This window comes from Nocardioides sp. SYSU D00065 (genome assembly GCF_017916425.1).
In the GTDB taxonomy this organism is placed as follows: domain Bacteria; phylum Actinomycetota; class Actinomycetes; order Propionibacteriales; family Nocardioidaceae; genus Nocardioides.
On sequence record NZ_JAFMSX010000002.1, the window covers coordinates 768,233 to 784,291 of the forward strand.

Annotated in this window: 12 protein-coding genes; 9 read left to right on the plus strand and 3 right to left on the minus strand. The window is 72.4% G+C overall.

All coding sequences use genetic code 11. From position 1 onward, the window contains the following. Window positions 1-7: 7 nt before the first annotated feature. The 3 genes from J3P41_RS11730 to J3P41_RS11740 are packed head-to-tail and all read right to left on the minus strand — an operon-like array spanning window position 8 to window position 3,028. Complete coding sequence (locus J3P41_RS11730; protein ID WP_210650464.1) at window positions 8-1,168, minus strand: Mrp/NBP35 family ATP-binding protein; 1,161 nt, start codon at window positions 1,166-1,168, stop codon at window positions 8-10. Window positions 1,169-1,199: 31 nt separating this feature from the next. Beyond that, complete coding sequence (locus J3P41_RS11735; RefSeq protein WP_210650465.1) at window positions 1,200-1,742, minus strand: DUF1003 domain-containing protein; 543 nt, start codon at window positions 1,740-1,742, stop codon at window positions 1,200-1,202. Next, window positions 1,739-3,028, minus strand: coding sequence for a magnesium transporter MgtE N-terminal domain-containing protein (locus J3P41_RS11740; RefSeq protein ID WP_210650466.1), 1,290 nt, complete (start codon window positions 3,026-3,028; stop codon window positions 1,739-1,741). Before J3P41_RS11740 ends, J3P41_RS11735 begins: the two co-directional genes overlap by 4 nt. A gap of 170 nt (window positions 3,029-3,198) precedes the next feature. Between J3P41_RS11740 and J3P41_RS11745 the strand changes: the two genes are divergently transcribed. From J3P41_RS11745 to J3P41_RS11785, 9 genes are all read left to right on the plus strand, one after another. Beyond that, entirely contained in the window at window positions 3,199-4,368 is a 1,170-nt protein-coding gene (locus J3P41_RS11745) for a hypothetical protein (protein ID WP_210650467.1), read from the plus strand. Further along, window positions 4,365-4,826: a hypothetical protein gene (locus J3P41_RS11750; RefSeq protein WP_210650468.1), complete on the plus strand. Its 462-nt coding sequence runs from the start codon at window positions 4,365-4,367 to the stop codon at window positions 4,824-4,826. Before J3P41_RS11745 ends, J3P41_RS11750 begins: the two co-directional genes overlap by 4 nt. A 165-nt stretch (window positions 4,827-4,991) precedes the next feature. Further along, a complete protein-coding gene (locus J3P41_RS11755; RefSeq protein ID WP_210650469.1) occupies window positions 4,992-6,371 on the plus strand; it encodes a phospholipase D-like domain-containing protein in 1,380 nt (459 codons plus the stop codon). Between the two features lie 37 nt (window positions 6,372-6,408). Further along, window positions 6,409-9,447, plus strand: coding sequence for a cutinase family protein (locus J3P41_RS11760; protein WP_210650470.1), 3,039 nt, complete (start codon window positions 6,409-6,411; stop codon window positions 9,445-9,447). 50 nt (window positions 9,448-9,497) lie between these two features. After that, window positions 9,498-11,075 (plus strand): hypothetical protein, encoded by a 1,578-nt coding sequence (locus tag J3P41_RS11765; protein WP_210650471.1) that lies wholly within the window; start codon window positions 9,498-9,500, stop codon window positions 11,073-11,075. Continuing rightward, window positions 11,072-12,394: a DUF6752 domain-containing protein gene (locus J3P41_RS18695; RefSeq protein WP_246861939.1), complete on the plus strand. Its 1,323-nt coding sequence runs from the start codon at window positions 11,072-11,074 to the stop codon at window positions 12,392-12,394. Before J3P41_RS11765 ends, J3P41_RS18695 begins: the two co-directional genes overlap by 4 nt. Continuing rightward, window positions 12,391-12,645 carry a hypothetical protein gene (locus tag J3P41_RS11775; RefSeq protein ID WP_210650472.1) on the plus strand — a complete coding sequence of 85 codons (255 nt, stop codon included), beginning with the start codon at window positions 12,391-12,393 and terminating at the stop codon, window positions 12,643-12,645. The genes J3P41_RS18695 and J3P41_RS11775 overlap by 4 nt, the downstream gene beginning before the upstream one ends. Continuing rightward, window positions 12,642-13,700 (plus strand): glycosyltransferase family 2 protein, encoded by a 1,059-nt coding sequence (locus J3P41_RS11780; protein ID WP_246861940.1) that lies wholly within the window; start codon window positions 12,642-12,644, stop codon window positions 13,698-13,700. The genes J3P41_RS11775 and J3P41_RS11780 overlap by 4 nt, the downstream gene beginning before the upstream one ends. Next, complete coding sequence (locus tag J3P41_RS11785; RefSeq protein WP_210650473.1) at window positions 13,697-16,030, plus strand: YfhO family protein; 2,334 nt, start codon at window positions 13,697-13,699, stop codon at window positions 16,028-16,030. Before J3P41_RS11780 ends, J3P41_RS11785 begins: the two co-directional genes overlap by 4 nt. Window positions 16,031-16,059 lie beyond the last annotated feature (29 nt).

Genomic DNA, 16,059 nt, shown 5'->3' on the forward strand with positions numbered 1-16,059 from the left:
CTATCGGTCAGAGCGTGCGTGCGGGGGTGAGTCCGAGCTGCATCCCGGCGAGCCCGCGGCCACGGCCCGACAGGGTGCGCGCGACCTTGCTGAGCTCGCGGGCAGCCGGCGCCTCGGGGTCGGCCTCCACGATCGGCTTGCCGACGTCGCCGCCCTCGCGCAGCGAGATGTCGAGCGGGATCTGCGCCAGCACCGGCACGTCGTAGCCGAACCGCTCCGACAACGTCTGCGCCACGCGAGCGCCGCCGCCGCTGCCGAACACCTCGAGCCGGTGGTCGTCCTCGGCGGGGCAGTGGGGACAGGGCAGGTAGCTCATGTTCTCGACCACGCCGACCACGCGCTGGTGCATCATCGACGCCATCGTGCCGGCGCGCTCGGCGACCTCCGCGGCCGCCTCCTGCGGGGTGGTGACGACCACGACCTCGGCGCTGGGCAGGTGCTGCCCCAGCGAGATCGCCACGTCGCCGGTGCCGGGGGGAAGGTCGAGCAGGAGCGCGTCCAGGTCGCCCCAGTAGACGTCGGCCAGCATCTGCACCAGCGCCCGGTCGAGCATCGGGCCGCGCCAGGCGACGACCTGGTCGCGACGCGGCTTGAGCATGCCGATCGAGATCACCGAGACGCCGCTCTGGGTCGGCACCGGCATGATCAGGTCGTCGACCTGAGTCGGCCGGGCGTCGGCGATGCCGAGCATCGCGGGGACCGAGTGGCCGTAGATGTCGGCGTCGACGATCCCGACCTTGAGGCCCTGCGCGGCGAGGGCCAGCGCGAGGTTGACGGTGACCGACGACTTGCCGACGCCGCCCTTGCCGCTGGCGATCGCCCAGACCTTGGTCAGCGAGCCGGGCTGGGCGAAGGGGATCTCGCGCTGGGCGCGGCCGTCGCTGAGGATCTCCTTGAGACCGGCGCGCTGCTCGGCGCTCATCACCCCGAGGCTGAGGTCGATCGAGGCGACGCCGGGCACCCGGGAGACGGCTGCCGTCACGTCGCGGTTGATGGTGTCCTTGAGAGGGCAGCCGGCGACCGTCAGGAGCACGTGGACGGCCACCGAGCCGTCGTCGGCGACCTCGACCGAGTCGACCATCCCCAGCTCCGTGATCGGGCGCTTGATCTCCGGGTCGTTGACGGTCGCCAGCGCGTCCATCACCTGCTGCTGCGTGGGGGTGCTCATGATGCCCCAGTCTACGAGCCGACCCGCAGCGTCACTGTGCCGGCCGCTGCACCCGGTCCGGGCGCCCCTGCCCGTCCTCGTCCGGGTCGGAGCGGGAGAGACCCTCGATGTCGCCCAGCAGGCCGCGCAGCTCGGAGCGGAGGAAGTCACGGGTGGCGACCTCGCCGACCGACATGCGCAGCGAGGCGACCTCGCGGGCGAGGAACTCCATGTCGGCGTGGCCGCGGGCATTGGCCTGACGGTCCTGCTCCGCGACGACCTTGTCGCGCTGCTCCTGGCGGTTCTGCGCGAGCAGGATCAGCGGGGCGGCGTACGACGCCTGCAGGCTGAGCATCAGCGTCAGGAAGATGAAGGGGAACTCGTCGAAGCGCAGGTCGACCGGGGCCAGCGTGTTCCACGCGACCCACGCGGCGACGAACATCGTCATCCAGAGCAGGAACTTCGCGGTGCCCATGTAGCGCGCGAACGACTCGGCGAAGACGCCGAAGGCGTCGGCGTCGACGCTCGGACGGCGCACGATCGGCCGGCGGGCCTCACGGGGGGTGTCGAGGCGAGCTCGGCGGCTCTCGGTCACCGCGCACCACCCGTGCCGGACCCGTTGATCGGGCCGGGACGCGGCGCCCGGTCGCGCCAGCCCTCGGGCAGCATGTGGTCGAGCAGGTCGTCCACCGTCACCGCGCCGAGCAGCCGGCCCTCGTCGTCGACGACGGGCGCCGCGACGAGGTTGTAGGTGGCGAGGTGCGCGGCGACCTCGTCGAGGGAGGCGTCGGGGCGCAGCGGGTCCATGGAGTCGTCGAGGGCCGCAGCGACCAGCGTGGACGGCGGCTCGCGCAGCAGGCGCTGGATGTGGGCGGCGCCGAGCAGCTTGCCGGTGGGCGTCTCCAACGGCTGGCGACACACGTAGACGAGCGCCGCGAGCGCCGGGGTGAGCTCGGGGTTGCGGACGTGGGCCAGCGCGTCGGCGATGGTCGCGTCGGGGGAGAGGATCACCGGCTCGGGCGTCATCATCGCCCCGGCGGTGTCGTCCTCGTAGGACATCAGGCGGCGTACGTCCTCGGCCTCCTCGGGCTCCATCAGCCCGAGCAGCGTGGCCGCGGTCTCCGGGTTGAGGTCCGCGATCAGGTCGGCGGCGTCGTCGGCCGACATCTCCTCGAGCACGTCGGCGGCGCGCTCGGAGTCGAGGTGCTCGAGGATCTCGACCTGGTCCTCGTCCGGCAGCTCCTCGAGCACGTCGGCCAGCCGCTCGTCGTCGAGGGCCGCGACGACCGCCGTACGCCGCTCGGGCGGCAGGTCGTGGATGATGTTGGCGGCGTCGGCCGCCCGCATGTCGTTGAGGGCGGCGATGAGGTGGGTGGCGCCCTGCGCCGGCTCGTGCCGGGTCAGTCCCGTCACGTCGCGCCACTCGACCACGTGGGTCTGCCCGCGGCGGCGGAAGCCCTTGCTGGGCTCCTGGACCGCGACCCGGGACAGGACCCAGTCGCGGTTGCGGGCCTGCTCCATCGCGACGTCGTAGACCACGCCGGTGATCCCGCCCCCGCCGGAGTCCTTGATGGTCACCGTGCGGTCCAGCATCTGGCCCATCACGAGCGTCTCGGTGGAGCGCTGCTCGAAGCGGCGCATGTTGAGCAGGCCGGTGATGTGCACCTGTCCGCTGTCGATGTTGGTGACGCGTGTCATCGGCACGAAGATGCGGCGCCGGCCGAAGACCTCGGCGACCATGCCGAGCACCCGCGGCTGGCTCGTCTCGGTGCGGATCGCGACGACCAGGTCGCGCACCTTGGCCACCTGGTCGCCCTGGGGGTCGAAGATCGGCAGCCCGACGAGCCGGGCCACGAAGACGCGGGTCGGCGTGGTGCTCACGGCCGCAACGTTAGCGTGCGCGCCCCCCGCGCAGGCGGCAAGGCGAGGCGGCGAGGAGCCGGTGACGGGGCGGCGACGACGTGGGCGCGGCAGCGTTCGTGGGTTACCCTCGACCGGCCCCGCCGCGCCAGCGGGACGCTCCGGACCGACGTCGAAGGATCTCGCCCCCCGTGACCTCACACCGCGCACCACACCGCCGTGCGGCGGCGCCTGCCCGGTCGACGTGGCGCCTGCTCCTCCCGGCCTTGGTGGTGACGGGGGTCATGGTGGCCTCGCTCCTGCTGCTCCCGGGCGGCGACCAGCGCCCCGGCGGCATCGACGGCGGCGCGACGAGCATCTCGGCCGCCGAGGTGGCCACGACCGAGCAGCCGAGAGCCTCGCGCAGCGACCGCCGCGAGCAGCGGGCCGGTCGCGGGGACGTGAGCGTCCAGCGAGCCGCACCGCTCGACAACGCCGCGGCGCGCAAGGCGGTCGGCGTCGTGGCACAGCGGCAGCGACGCGCGCGCATCGAAGCCCGCCGAGCCCGCATCGAGGCGCGGGAGGCGCGCCGCAAGGCGGCACGGCTGCGTCGGGCGGCCCGCCGGCTCGCGATGGCGAAGACGTCGAGCTTCCGGGTCGGCGCGCTCAACATCCTCGGCAGCCAGCACTCCGCAGGCCCGGGTGGCTACGGCCCGGGCACGGAGCGTGCCGCCATGGCTGCCGGCCTCGTGATGAGTCGCGGGGTGGACGTGCTGACCCTGTCGGAGGTGCAGGACGACCAGCTCGCCGTGCTCAACAGCCGGCTCGCGGGCTACGGCATCTGGCCGCAGCACGCGCTGGGCAGCAACGGCCAGCGCCTGCAGATCGCCTGGCGGACCTCGCAGTTCGAGATGCTCGACAGCGGCTCGGTGACCTATCCGTTCGACAACCAGTCCATCCCGCTGCCCTACGTGCTCCTGCGCGACCTCGGCAGCGGCGCCCAGTTCTGGGTGATCTCCACCCACAACTCCGCACGCGACCTCGAGGGGGAGCGCGACGCGGCGACCAGCATCCAGATCGCGCTGATGCAGCGCCTGATGGCCGAGACGGGCAAGCCGGTGATCATCGGCGGCGACGTCAACGAGCACGAGGAGTTCTTCTACCGCGTGTGCCAGGCGACGGGGTTCCTCGCCGCCAACGGTGGCGGGCCCGGGTGCGCGCTGCCCCCACGCCCGCTGCGCGTCGACTGGATCATGGGCGGCGGCGGCGACGGCGTGGACTTCTCCGGCTACGTCCAGGACGGGGCTACGCTGGCCCGGATCAGTGACCACTACTTCATCCACGCAGACGTCAGTGTCGTCGATCCGGGGGGAACGCCATGACCAGACGCTCGACACGCTCCACAGCACTCCTGCGTCGCGGCGCGACGGGCCTCACGCTCCTCGTCTGCCTCGCGCTCACCGCGTGCGGCGAGGACGGCCCCGAGTCCGCGCAGGACCCCGCGGACGGCGGATCCAGCACCACCGAGACGCCGACCGAGACGCCGACGGAGACGCCGACCGAGACGCCGACCGAGGAGCCGAGCGAGGCGCCCACCGGTCCGGCGTGCGCCGACGTCTGGGTGGCCGGGGCCACGCTGCCGCAGCAGTACGACGGGTGCCACGACGCCGATCGGGACACCTGGGTCGAGGCGATGGTCTACCGCTGCTCGTCCGGTCAGCGCCTGGTGACCTACCAGCGCAACTTCTACGCCGCCAAGGGCGAGGTCATTGTCGAGTCGCCGACCCCGCTGGCGCGCAACGCAGAGTTCCAGAGGGCGCTGGCCGCCTGCGGGGCCTGAGCCGAGACCGCAAGGCGCGTCAGCCCTGTGCGCCACCGCGTGTCGGTGGTGCTCATGTGACTGATGTGAAAATTGAGATACAGTCAACGAGTCGTTCGTCACGGGATCGCTTCCGCCTGCCATCGGCAGGGAGGGTCCCGTGACACACACCAGTGGGGAATTTCCGTGCGCAAGATCATTCTGCTCGTCGCGACCACGATGGTCGCCGTGTCCCTCTCCGGGGTCTCCGCCCCGGCGGTGGCGACCCCCGACCACTACGTGCCGAAGGCCGGTCCGGCCTTCAACAACCCCTACGGCAAGCAGCCCGCCGTACGTCGGCTGATCTCGCAGGTGAACCGCACGATCGACTCGGTCCCGCGCGGCGGCAAGATCCGGATCTCGGCGTGGAACGTGCGCAGCGCCAACATCACCAACGCCCTGATCCGCGCCCACAACCGCAACGTGAGCGTGCAGGTCGTCATGGACCGCGCCAACTGGAACCCCAACAACCCCAACACCGACGCCGCCCGGCTCGCCGGCGCGCTCAAGGTCGGCAACAAGAAGCGGTCCAGGTCGGACAAGAGCTTCGTGCGCCGCTGCATCGGCTCCTGCCGCGGCGAGCACGGCATCCCGCACTCGAAGTTCTTCTTGTTCAACAAGGTGCGGGTGAAGAAGAACAAGACCGTCAAGACGGTCCGCTGGGTGACCATGTTCGGCTCCTACAACGCGACCGAGCTCGGCGCCACCATCCAGTGGAACGACCTCTACACCATCAAGAACGAGGAGGAGCGCTACAAGTCCTTCCTCGGCGTCTTCAACGAGATGGTCAAGGACAAGCCGGTCAAGAACCCGGTCGTCACCTACGACGACGGCGTCACCAGCACCGGTTTCTACCCCTACACCGGCAAGGGCATCAGCGGCGACCCGGTGATGGACGTGCTCAACGCCGTGGCCTGCAAGGGCGCGAGCAACAAGACCGGCACGACCCGCATCCGGATCGCCCAGACCGCGATGTACGGCGACCGCGGCCTCGCCCTGGCTCGCAAGCTGGCCCAGATGCGCCGACAGGGCTGCGACATCCGCCTCGTCTACGCGATGTTCGGCAACGAGGTGCTGCAGATCCTGCGCGCCGCGAGGGTGCCGCTGACCCACCTCGCCTACGACAACAACGGCGACGGGCTCTACGACCGCTACGTCCACATGAAGTCGATGGCGATCAGCGGGGTCATCAACGGCGACCCGCGCGCCAAGATCACCTGGAACGGCTCGGCCAACTGGACGTCGGTGGCTCTCGCCAGCGACGAGGTGCTGGGCATGATCCGCAAGCGGGGTGTCACCAACCGCTACATGCAGTGGATCGACTACATGTTCACCCACCGCCCGGCCATCTGGGGCCCGGAGCACCCGGGCAACAACGGCAACGCTCCCGCCGGCCGTACTCCGATGTGGGCCATGGACACCTACGAGGCCCGCGCCGCCGCGCAGGACCGCTACCACGCCCAGGTCGCGGCGCGCGCGAAGGAGCGCGGCGTCGACCCGTACGCCCTGATCAAGGAAGAGAACTGAGATGACGCCGATGCGAACCCGGTCCCACAGAGCCCGCATGGAGTCTCCCGTCGCCGGGTTCGCACCGGTCGTCGCCCGCCTCGCCTCCGTCGGGCTCGTGGCCGGGTTGCTGCTGGCCGCGAACGGCACCGAGGTCGGCTCCGCGACCTCGACCGACGACCTGGCCCTGGCGTCGACGACGACGGCCGCGACGACGGCACGCGACGAGCGCGGCACCGGGTGCACCGACCTCCTCGTGGTCGCGATCGACGGCAACGGTCAGGGCAAGAAGGACAAGCCCGGCGCCGTGGTCTCGGCGATCACCAACAAGATCCAGGCGCGCTCGGCCCAGCAGGGTCGCGGCGTCACCGTCAAGCGGGTCAAGCTCGCCACCCCCGGCGCGGCCGTCACGCTGCGCACGAGGAACGGCACGGGCGCCGGAGCCGTCTCCAAGGCCGGCCTCAAGCGGTGGAAGAAGCCGGTCCGGCCCGGCGTCAAGGCCACCCGCAAGCTCGTCAACCGCCAGCTGGAGTCGTGCCCCGAGCAGCAGGTGCTGCTGGTGGGCTACGCGCAGGGCGCCGCGGTCGCGCACGAGGTGCTGCAGGACCTGGACAAGAAGGACGCGCTCACCGAGGTCGCGGGTGCGATCACCATCTCGGACCCGCTGCGGGTGCGGAAGTCCTCGACGGGCCGGCCGCTCGGCAACCCGGCGGCCGCCCGGAACTCCGAGGGTGTGCTGGCCAGGTTCGCCAGGTCGGCCGGGGACGTCCCGGACGCCACCGACACCTTCCGCGTGGTGTCGGTGTGCCACCGCGGTGACCTGATCTGCAACCCCAGCAAGGTCTCCGCGCGCAAGGCTCTCGCGCTCTCGCAGTCCTACGCCGCCAAGTCGTCCCGCTCGGCCATGCGCGCCGCGGCCGACCGGGCCTGGACCCAGGTCTCCCTGTGGCCGGTCCCGACCTCGCAGCAGGTCGTGGTCGGGATCGGCGAGCAGATCGCCACGCAGATCGGCGTCGCCGGCGGCTCGCCGACCGGCACCGCCGCCCGGTTCTCGCCCGTCTCGGTCCCCGCCGGCCTCAGCCTGAGCGAGACCGGCGTGCTGACCGGCCGGATCGACACGGCCGGCACCTACCCGCTGACCTACAAGGTGGGCGGCGTGTCGCCCGCCACGTCCGCACGGACCGCCGTCCTCTCGGTCGTCGTGCGCGAGCCCTCCAGCGGTGCGGCCGCCGGCGGCCAGTCCTCCTGCGCGGTGCGCTCCGACGGCACCGCCTGGTGCCAGGGACGCAACGACTTCGGACAGCTCGGCGACGGCACCACCACGCTGCGCGTGAGCCCCGTCCAGGTGGTCGGCACCGGGTGGTCGCGCATCGCGACCGGCGGCAGCTCGACGTGCGGCGTCAAGCTCGACGGCACCCTGTGGTGCTGGGGCCTCAACAACTTCGGACAGCTCGGGGGCGCCGACAGCGCGACCTCGGTGCTGCCGCGCCAGGTCGGCACCGCCACCACGTGGCGCGACGTCTCGGTCGCGTGGCAGCACGCGTGCGCCACCCAGGCCGACGGCTCGGCGTGGTGCTGGGGGCAGAACCAGCGCGGCCAGCTGGGCGCGGGCTCCAACACGCGGCGCAGCACCGCGCCGGTACGCGTGGCCGGGGACCAGCAGTGGACCTCGGTCTCGGCCGGCGGCTGGACCACCTGCGGCACCACCTCCAGCGGTACGGCGTACTGCTGGGGCGAGAACGCGATGGGATCGGTCGGCGACGGCACGATCACCAACCGCAACCGGCCCACCGTCGTGACCGGCGGCATCCAGCTCGCTCAGGTCTCCACGACCTGGGGCCGCTCCTGCGGCGTGACGCCCACCGGCCACGTGTGGTGCTGGGGGGAGAACGCCAACGGCGAGCTCGGCAACGGCACCCGCACCAACTCCGCCAAGCCCGTGCAGGTCGCTGACGGCGGCACGTTCACCGCCGTGGGCACCGCCCTGACCGCGACCTGCGCCACGCGCACCGACGGCCAGGTCCTCTGCTGGGGCGACAACCGCTACGGCCAGCTCGGTCCCGCAGCCGCCGGCACCAGTGGCTCCGCCACGCCGGTCGCCGCCGGCATCGCCGCCAGCGGGCGGATCACCGGCGGCTGGCTGCACCTGTGCGCCGAGGGAGCCGGCTGCTGGGGCGCGAACGACCTCGGACAGCTCGGCAACGGCACCATCACCACGGCGTCGATGCCGTCCGAGCCCGCGGCCCCGTGGGGTCCGGGAACGGTCGTCACCGACAAGCAGACCAAGCAGTGGAGCGCCGCCAAGCTGGTGAAGACCGCCATCGCCGGTCGTCCCGGTGCCAACGCACGTGCCAAGCGCGGGCCGCTCTCGACCGAGGTGATGACGTTCAACGTCCTCGGCAGCCAGCACACCGCCCCGGGGCCGCAGGGCACGCGACCCGACTTCGCCCCCGGCCGGGTGCGCACGGAGTGGGCCAGGACGCTGATCAACCAGCGTGGTGCCACCCTCGTCGGCCTCTCCGAGCCGCAGCCCGACCAGATCACCTCGTTCGACGTCGCGACCAACGGCGACTTCTCGTTCTACCCCGGCAACACGATGGGCTACGAGGCCGCTCCGCAGTCGGTGATGTGGAAGGACTCCGAGTGGAGCTTCGTGTGGGGCAACACCATCCAGATGCCCTTCATGAAGAAGTCGCGGCCGCAGGCCCTCGTCCGCCTGCGGCACCGGTCCACCGGGCGCGAGCTGTACTGGATCAACGCGCACCTCTCGCCCGGCAAGATGCAGGCCGACCGCGACAAGGGCATGGAGATCATCAAGCTGGCCGTCAAGGAGCTGCGCCGCGACGGCCTGCCCGTCCTGGTGACCGGTGACCTCAACGAGCACGCGAAGGCGTTCCGGCGCATCGCCTGCCCGACCGACCTCGACGCAGCCGTCGGCGGCAACAGCCGCGGCAACGCGTGCCAGCCGCCCAAGGCGATGCGGGTCGACTGGATCTTCGGTTCCGGCACGTTCGCGGACACCAAGGTCGACCAGGGCGCGCAGGTGCGGCGTACGACCGACCACGCCGTGGTCTCCTCGCGCTTCACCGTGCAGTAGTGTCCCGGCCTGCCCATGTCGAGCATCCGGGCAGCAGGGGAGGAGTCGCGGTGAAGCCGGTCGTGCAGCGGGTCGACGACGAGGGACTCCACCTCGAGCACGGCACCGACTGCTCCCTCGACGTCCACTTCGACGGCTGGCGCGGGTGGTCGGTCGCCGTCGAGGAGGACCCCGACCCGGTGACCGTGGCGTGGCCCAAGCGGCTCAAGGCACGGCTCGAGGGGGTCTCCGAGGTCACCGTGACGCTGCAGGGCGAGGAGATCTTCCGCGAGGAGGTGTCCTTTGGCACGGGTGAGGGTCGCGTCGCGCTGGTCGACCGCTTCGGCAACCCCGTGATCATCGACAAGTGGGGCCTGACCCAGCGCATCTTCGAGACCCGGCGCGAGAACGGCGCGGTCGAGGCGATGACGGCCATGGCCGAGCGCGTCCTGGGCGTCATGCGCGACGCGTGCGGCCTGGAGGGGTGGATCTCCTTCGGCACCCTCCTCGGCGCCGCCCGCTCGGGGACGGTGATCGGTCACGACAGCGACATCGACCTGTGCTTCCTGTCCGAGAAGCAGACACCGGCGGAGATGGCCGTCGAGATGTGGGACCTGGCCCGGGCGCTCACCGACGCCGGCATCTCGGTCAAGCACAAGACCGCGAGCTTCATCACGGTCGTCTACGAGGCCCCCGACGGCGGCGAGGACGGCATCGACATCTACACCTGCTTCTACGTCGGCGACCTCCTCCACGAGACGGCGACCGTGCGCGAGCGGGTGCCGCGGTCGGCGATCCTGCCGCTGCGCGCGCTCGAGTTCGAGGGCCGCCTCATGCCTGCCCCGGCTGATCCCGACCGGCTGCTCTCGGTCTCCTACGGACCCGGCTGGCGGGTGCCCGACCCCTCGTTCCGGCACCAGCCGTCGCGGGAGATCACCGACCGCTTCGACGCCTGGTTCGGCTCGGTGATGACCAACCGGCGCGACTGGACGCAGTTCAACGGCCAGGTGGGCGCTGCCGGCAAGCGCCCGAGCCCCTTCGCGCACTGGGTCGTCGAAAGGCTCGGCGACGCCCTCGGGCCCGACCTGCGCATCCTCGACGTGGGGTCCGGCTCCTCGGCCGACCTCCGGCTCTACCACGACGCGGGGTGCAAGGCGATCGGCTACGACTACGCCCACCCCGGCAAGCACGCCCTGGGCGGCAAGGAGATCGACCTGCCCGAGGCGGTCGGTCGGCGCAGCCTCAACCTGCTCGACGAGCGCGACGTGCTGACCGTGGGCGCCCTGGCCGCGCGCCAGAAGGGCGCCAAGGTGGTCACCGTACGGCGGGTGCTCGAGGCGGTCCCGCCCCGCTCGCGCGCCCGGCTCTGGCGCTTCACGGCGATGGCGCTGGGCGGCGGTGGCCGGGTCTACGTCGAGGGAATGAGCCGCTCGCCCGGTGAGTGCCGACGCATCCAGGAGCGCACCGGTTCGCCGCGGCTCTGGCCGGTCGACCCGGCCGACGTGGAGCACGACGTACGCGCCAGCGGGGGCCGCGTGGTGCACCGCGAGGGGTTCGCGGCCGCGTCGCGGGCCAGTCGCACCGGCAGTCCCGCCCGGTGGCGGATGATGGTCGACTACGGAACGCAGGAAGGTCGGACGGACCGATGACGCAGGTCGTGTATCTCCACGTGGGTGGACCCAAGTCGGGCACCACCTTCATCCAGCAGGTGCTGACGCACAACTCCGAGGTCCTCGCCGAGGCGGGCGTGCTCGTGGCGGGGCCGCGCCTGGACCTCATCCACGCCGCCATGGCGGTGCGCGGTGACGGCCGGCTCGACGACCTGCCGCCGTCCGCGCGCACGGCTTGGGAGCGCGTGACCGAGCAGGTCCGCGCGTGGCAGGGCGAGTCGGCGATCATCAGCTACGAGCTGTTCGCCAACGCCTCGGCGGAGCAGGCGCGCGACGCACTGGCCCGCCTCGACGGCCTCGAGGTGCACGTCGTGGTGACCGCGCGCGACCTCGGCAAGGCCATCGCCTCCTCCTGGCAGGAGCAGCTCAAGTTCGGCCTGACCAGGCCCTTGGAGTCCTGGTCGCCGCCGCAGGAGTCCGCGGCTGCGAGCGAGTGGGGCTGGCGCACCATGCAGCCCGCCAACGTGGCAGGGCGCTGGGGCGCCGGCCTGCCGGCCGCGCAGGTCCACGTCGTGACGGTGCCGGCCCGGTCGTCGGGGACCGGCGAGCTGTGGCACCGCTTCGCGAGCGCCACCGGCCTCGACGCCGTCGCCGGGCTCGACCTCGGCGTCGAGCGCGCCAACGAGTCGCTCGGCGTCGTCGAGGCCGAGCTGCTGCGCCGCGTCAACGGCGCCCTGGACGGACGCATCCGTGGAGGCCGCCAGAAGTCCCTGTGGCTGCGCGACCTCTTGACGCATGGCGTCCTGGCCCCTCTCGGGCGCGAGCCGATCGGGCTCACGCCCGCGCAGGCCGAGGAGGCCGCCGCCCAGGCCGACGCCGCGATCGCGGCGATCACCGCGGCCGGCTACCGCGTCCACGGCGACCTCGACGACCTGCGCCCCGCTCCGGTCGACGCCCGGCTGCCCGGCGACGTCACCGACGCCGAGGTCGCCGGATCGGCCGCCCTCGCCCTCGCCGACCTGCTGGTGTGGGCCCGCGCGGCCGGCGCCGACGTACGCACGCCTGTAGGGGGCGCCGCCGCGACCACCCAGCCGACCGCCCCGTCGCGGGTGGGGGAGGTCAAGGGGGCCGTGCGGGGCTCGCTGGCCAGGCTCGCCGCCCCTGTGCGCGAGCGCCGGGTCGCCCACCTGGAGCGGCGGATCGCCGAGCTCGAGGCCGAGGTCGAGGCGTCGCGGGCGCTGCACCTGCGCGTGGCGACGCTGTCCGACGTGGTGGCCCAGCTGCTGCTCCCGGCCGCCCAGCAGGACGAGGAGCTCACCATGCAGGCCCTCCGGTCCTACCGGGACCGGTCACTGTGACCCCGTCGCGACGTGCCGGCCGGCTGCGCGAGCTCGTCGGCGGCCGGTTGGGCGATCGCGTGGGCGACCGGCTCGCCGGGATCACCGGGTCCGAGGAGCTCGACGCCCTCGACGCCGCTGTCGGCTCCCTCGAGGTGGCCGTGCGGGAGAACCGGGCGCTCGAGGTGCCCTTGGCCGTCCTGGTCGACGGGTTGGAGCGCGACGTGGCCGAGGTGCTGTCGCGGCGCGCGGACGCGGGGATGGGAGCATGACCGACATGCCCGTCGCCCCCGTGCCGCGCCCGCCGGCCGAGCGCGTCGACCTCTCCGTGGTGATCCCGTGCTACAACGAGGAGGAGTCGCTGCCCCGCCTGGTCGAGGTGCTGACCGAGCAGCTGTCGGCGCTGACGCCGCACTTCGAGGTGATCCTGGTCGACGACGGCAGTCGCGACCGCACGCTGCCGATGCTGCGCGAGGTCCACCGAGCCCACCCGCGCTTCCGCTACCTCTCGCTGAGCCGCAACTTCGGCAAGGAGTCCGCGATGCTCGCTGGGCTCAGCCACGCTCGCGGCGACAAGGTGGCGATCATGGACGCCGACCTCCAGCACCCGCCGGCGCTGCTGGCGCAGATGCTGCCGCTGATGGAGTCCGGCGAGTACTCCCAGGTGGTGGCCCGCCGCACCCGCACCAACGACCCGCTCGTGCGCACCGCGCTGTCCCGGGTCTACTACAAGCTGATGAACCGGCTGGTCGAGGTCGACCTGGAGGACGGCGTCGGCGACTTCCGGGTGCTCGACCGCCAGGCGGTGCGCGCGCTGCTCACGCTGGGGGAGACCAACCGGTTCTCCAAGGGGCTCTTCGCCTGGATCGGCTTCCCCACCGCGGTGGTCGACTACGAGAACGTGTCGCGGGAGGCCGGCGCCACCAAGTGGAGCATGCGCAACCTGTTCAACTACGGCATCGACGGCGTGGTGTCCTTCAACTACCGCCCGCTGCGCATGTCGATCTGGCTGGGCCTCCTCGTCACGGCCGTCGCCGTCGGCTACGCCCTGTGGGTGCTCGTGGACGCCATCTGGCACGGCAACAGCGTGCCCGGCTACGTCACCACCATCTGCGCCGTCACGGCACTGGGCGGAGTGCAGCTGATCGTCCTCGGGGTGATCGGGGAGTACCTCGGCCGGATCTACGCGGAGACCAAGCAACGGCCGCTGTTCCTGCTCAAGGAGAGCAGCGGCTCCGACGCCCCGGTGACAAGCTCGCTGGGGCGCGAGCACGAGGCGCTCGCCGAGCTCGAGGGCCACCCGAGCGAACGGAGCGTCCTGGAGTGAGCCCGTCCACCCCCGCCCGGCCGGCACCGGCCAGCGGCAGCCGTCGGCGCGCGCGCACCGCCGCGCCGCGCAGTCCCCGGTCCACGTGGATCTGGCCGCTGCTCGTGGTCGTCGTGACCGCCGCGTACACCGCGATCCCCTACCTCACCACCGGGTGGTTCTACCAGCGCGGTGACACCGCGGCCCAGTTCGCGCCGACGTGGTGGCACTTCGGCGACATGGTCCGCGACGGTCAGTGGCCCCTGTGGCTGGACCCGCAGTCGTGGGCGGGCGGCAACTACGTCGCCGAGGCGCTGTTCGGCACCTACAACCCCCTCAACGTGCTGATCTGGGTCGCGGTCTCGCTGGGCCCGGACCTGGCGGTCTCGACGTACCTGGTCAAGGCGGCCGTGATGGTGCTGCTCGCGCTCGGCACCTACGCACTGGCCCGCGAGTACGACGCCGCGCCGGCGCCCGCCGCGGCCGTCGCGATCGCGCTGCCGTTCTCCGGCTTCACCCTGTTCTGGGACGCCGGGTCGTGGCCCTCGGGTTTGATGGCCTTCGCCTACGCCCCGTGGGTGTGGGTGACCTTCCGCCGCGCCCTGCGCGGCGTGGGCAGCCCGTTCTGGGCGTTCCTGGCCGGGCTGCTCGCCGTGCTCAACGGCAACCCCTACGGCACCCTGGCGGTCGTGACCATCGGCGCGGCGCTGGTCGTCGAGGGCGTCGTGCTGCGCAGCTGGGGCGGGGTCGTGCGCCTGGCGCTGGTCGGCGTCGCCGTGGCGGCCTTCCTGCCGCTCGTCTACCTGCCGCTCCTGGAGTCCTCCGACCTCGCGGTCCGCTCGGCCGGCGCCCTGTTCGAGAACAGCGGCAAGCTGCGCCCGACCGCAGGCGACCTCCTGGCCGCCAGCTCCCCGCTGCACACCCCGCCGATCCGCGCCATCACGGGCCCGATGATGGTGCCGGCCACCTTCCTGGCCTGGTTCGTCCTCCCGCTGCTGCCCTGGCTGCGCTACGACGTCGTACGCCGCCGGGCGCGCGAGCTGGTCGGCCTCGGCCTCATCACCGGTGCCTACCTCGCCCTCACCCTCGGCCCCAGCAAGCTCTGGCTGTTCCGCTGGCCGCTGCGGGTCATCGAGTACTTCTACCTCGGCGTCCTCGTCGTCTTCGCGGTGCTGCTCAGCCAGGGACTGGCGCGCTCGGGCGTGCGGCCGCGCGCGGCCGCCACCGCCCTCGTCCTCGCCGCGCTCGGCTGGCTGACCTGGTCGCAGGACCCCTCGGCCCTGCGCCGCGCGGCCATCGGCACCGCGGCGGTGGCGGCGCTGACGGTCGTCGCGCTGGCGGTGCACCTCGTGCTGCGGCGCACCGCACTCGTCTCGCTCGTGGCCGTCGGCGGCGTCGGCGCGGTCCTGGCGCTGCAGGTGGGGGTGTTCGGCGAGAACGCCAGCTCGCGGGTGTGGCACGTCCCGAGCGACGTCTCCGCACTGCAGGAGACCTTCGCCGACCGCGAGGGCCGGGTCATGCAGTTCGCCGACCTCAAGCCGCTGCAGAACAAGGGGCAGATCCGCCGCCTGGAGGGCCAGTGGGACACCTACCTGCCCGGCAGCATGTACCACCCCGCCGGGGTCGAGGCGGTCAACAACTACACCGGCATGGGCTTCGTGCCGTTCACCCGCACCTTCTGCATGGAGTACGACGGCCTCACCCAGCCGTGCGGCTACCGCAACCTCTGGCGCGCCGGCGGTCCGGGGCAGCCGCCGCTGGCCGACCTGATGAAGCTCGACACGCTCGTGGTGCAGCCGGCGCTGGCCGAGGGTGTCGCCCCGGGGGAGGGGTGGAGCGTCGCGACCTCCGACGACGACGCGGTCGTGCTGACCCGCGACGAGGAGCACCCCTGGCCGGGCTCGTCGTTGTCGTGGACCTCCGACGGCGTCGAGGTCGAGAGCGCGACCACCCGCAGTGACCTGCACGAGACGGTGCAGGTGGCTTCGGCGGACCAGGGCGGCCAGCTCGTCTTCGCGATGCTCGCCTGGCCGGGGTGGACGGCCGACCTGAACGGCAAGCCGCTGAGCGTCACGCGCAGCGACGCCGGGCTGCTGGTCGTCACCCTGCCGGCCGGTGCGAGCGGCACGGTGGACCTGACCTACCGCCCGCCCGGGTTGACGCTCGGGCTCCTCGGTGCGGGCCTCGGCACGGTGCTGGGGCTGGCGCTGGCCCTCGTCGGGTGGCGGTCGTGGCGTCGTCGACGTCCGGACGCGAAGCCCTGGACCGCAGACGACCGCGGTCCGCTCGAGCCCCGCGACGATGTGACGACGGTCTCCGGTGAGGCCCCTGCCCAGGTGAACGACCGGTAACTAGACTGCGAGCGGTCCATCCGCGAGCG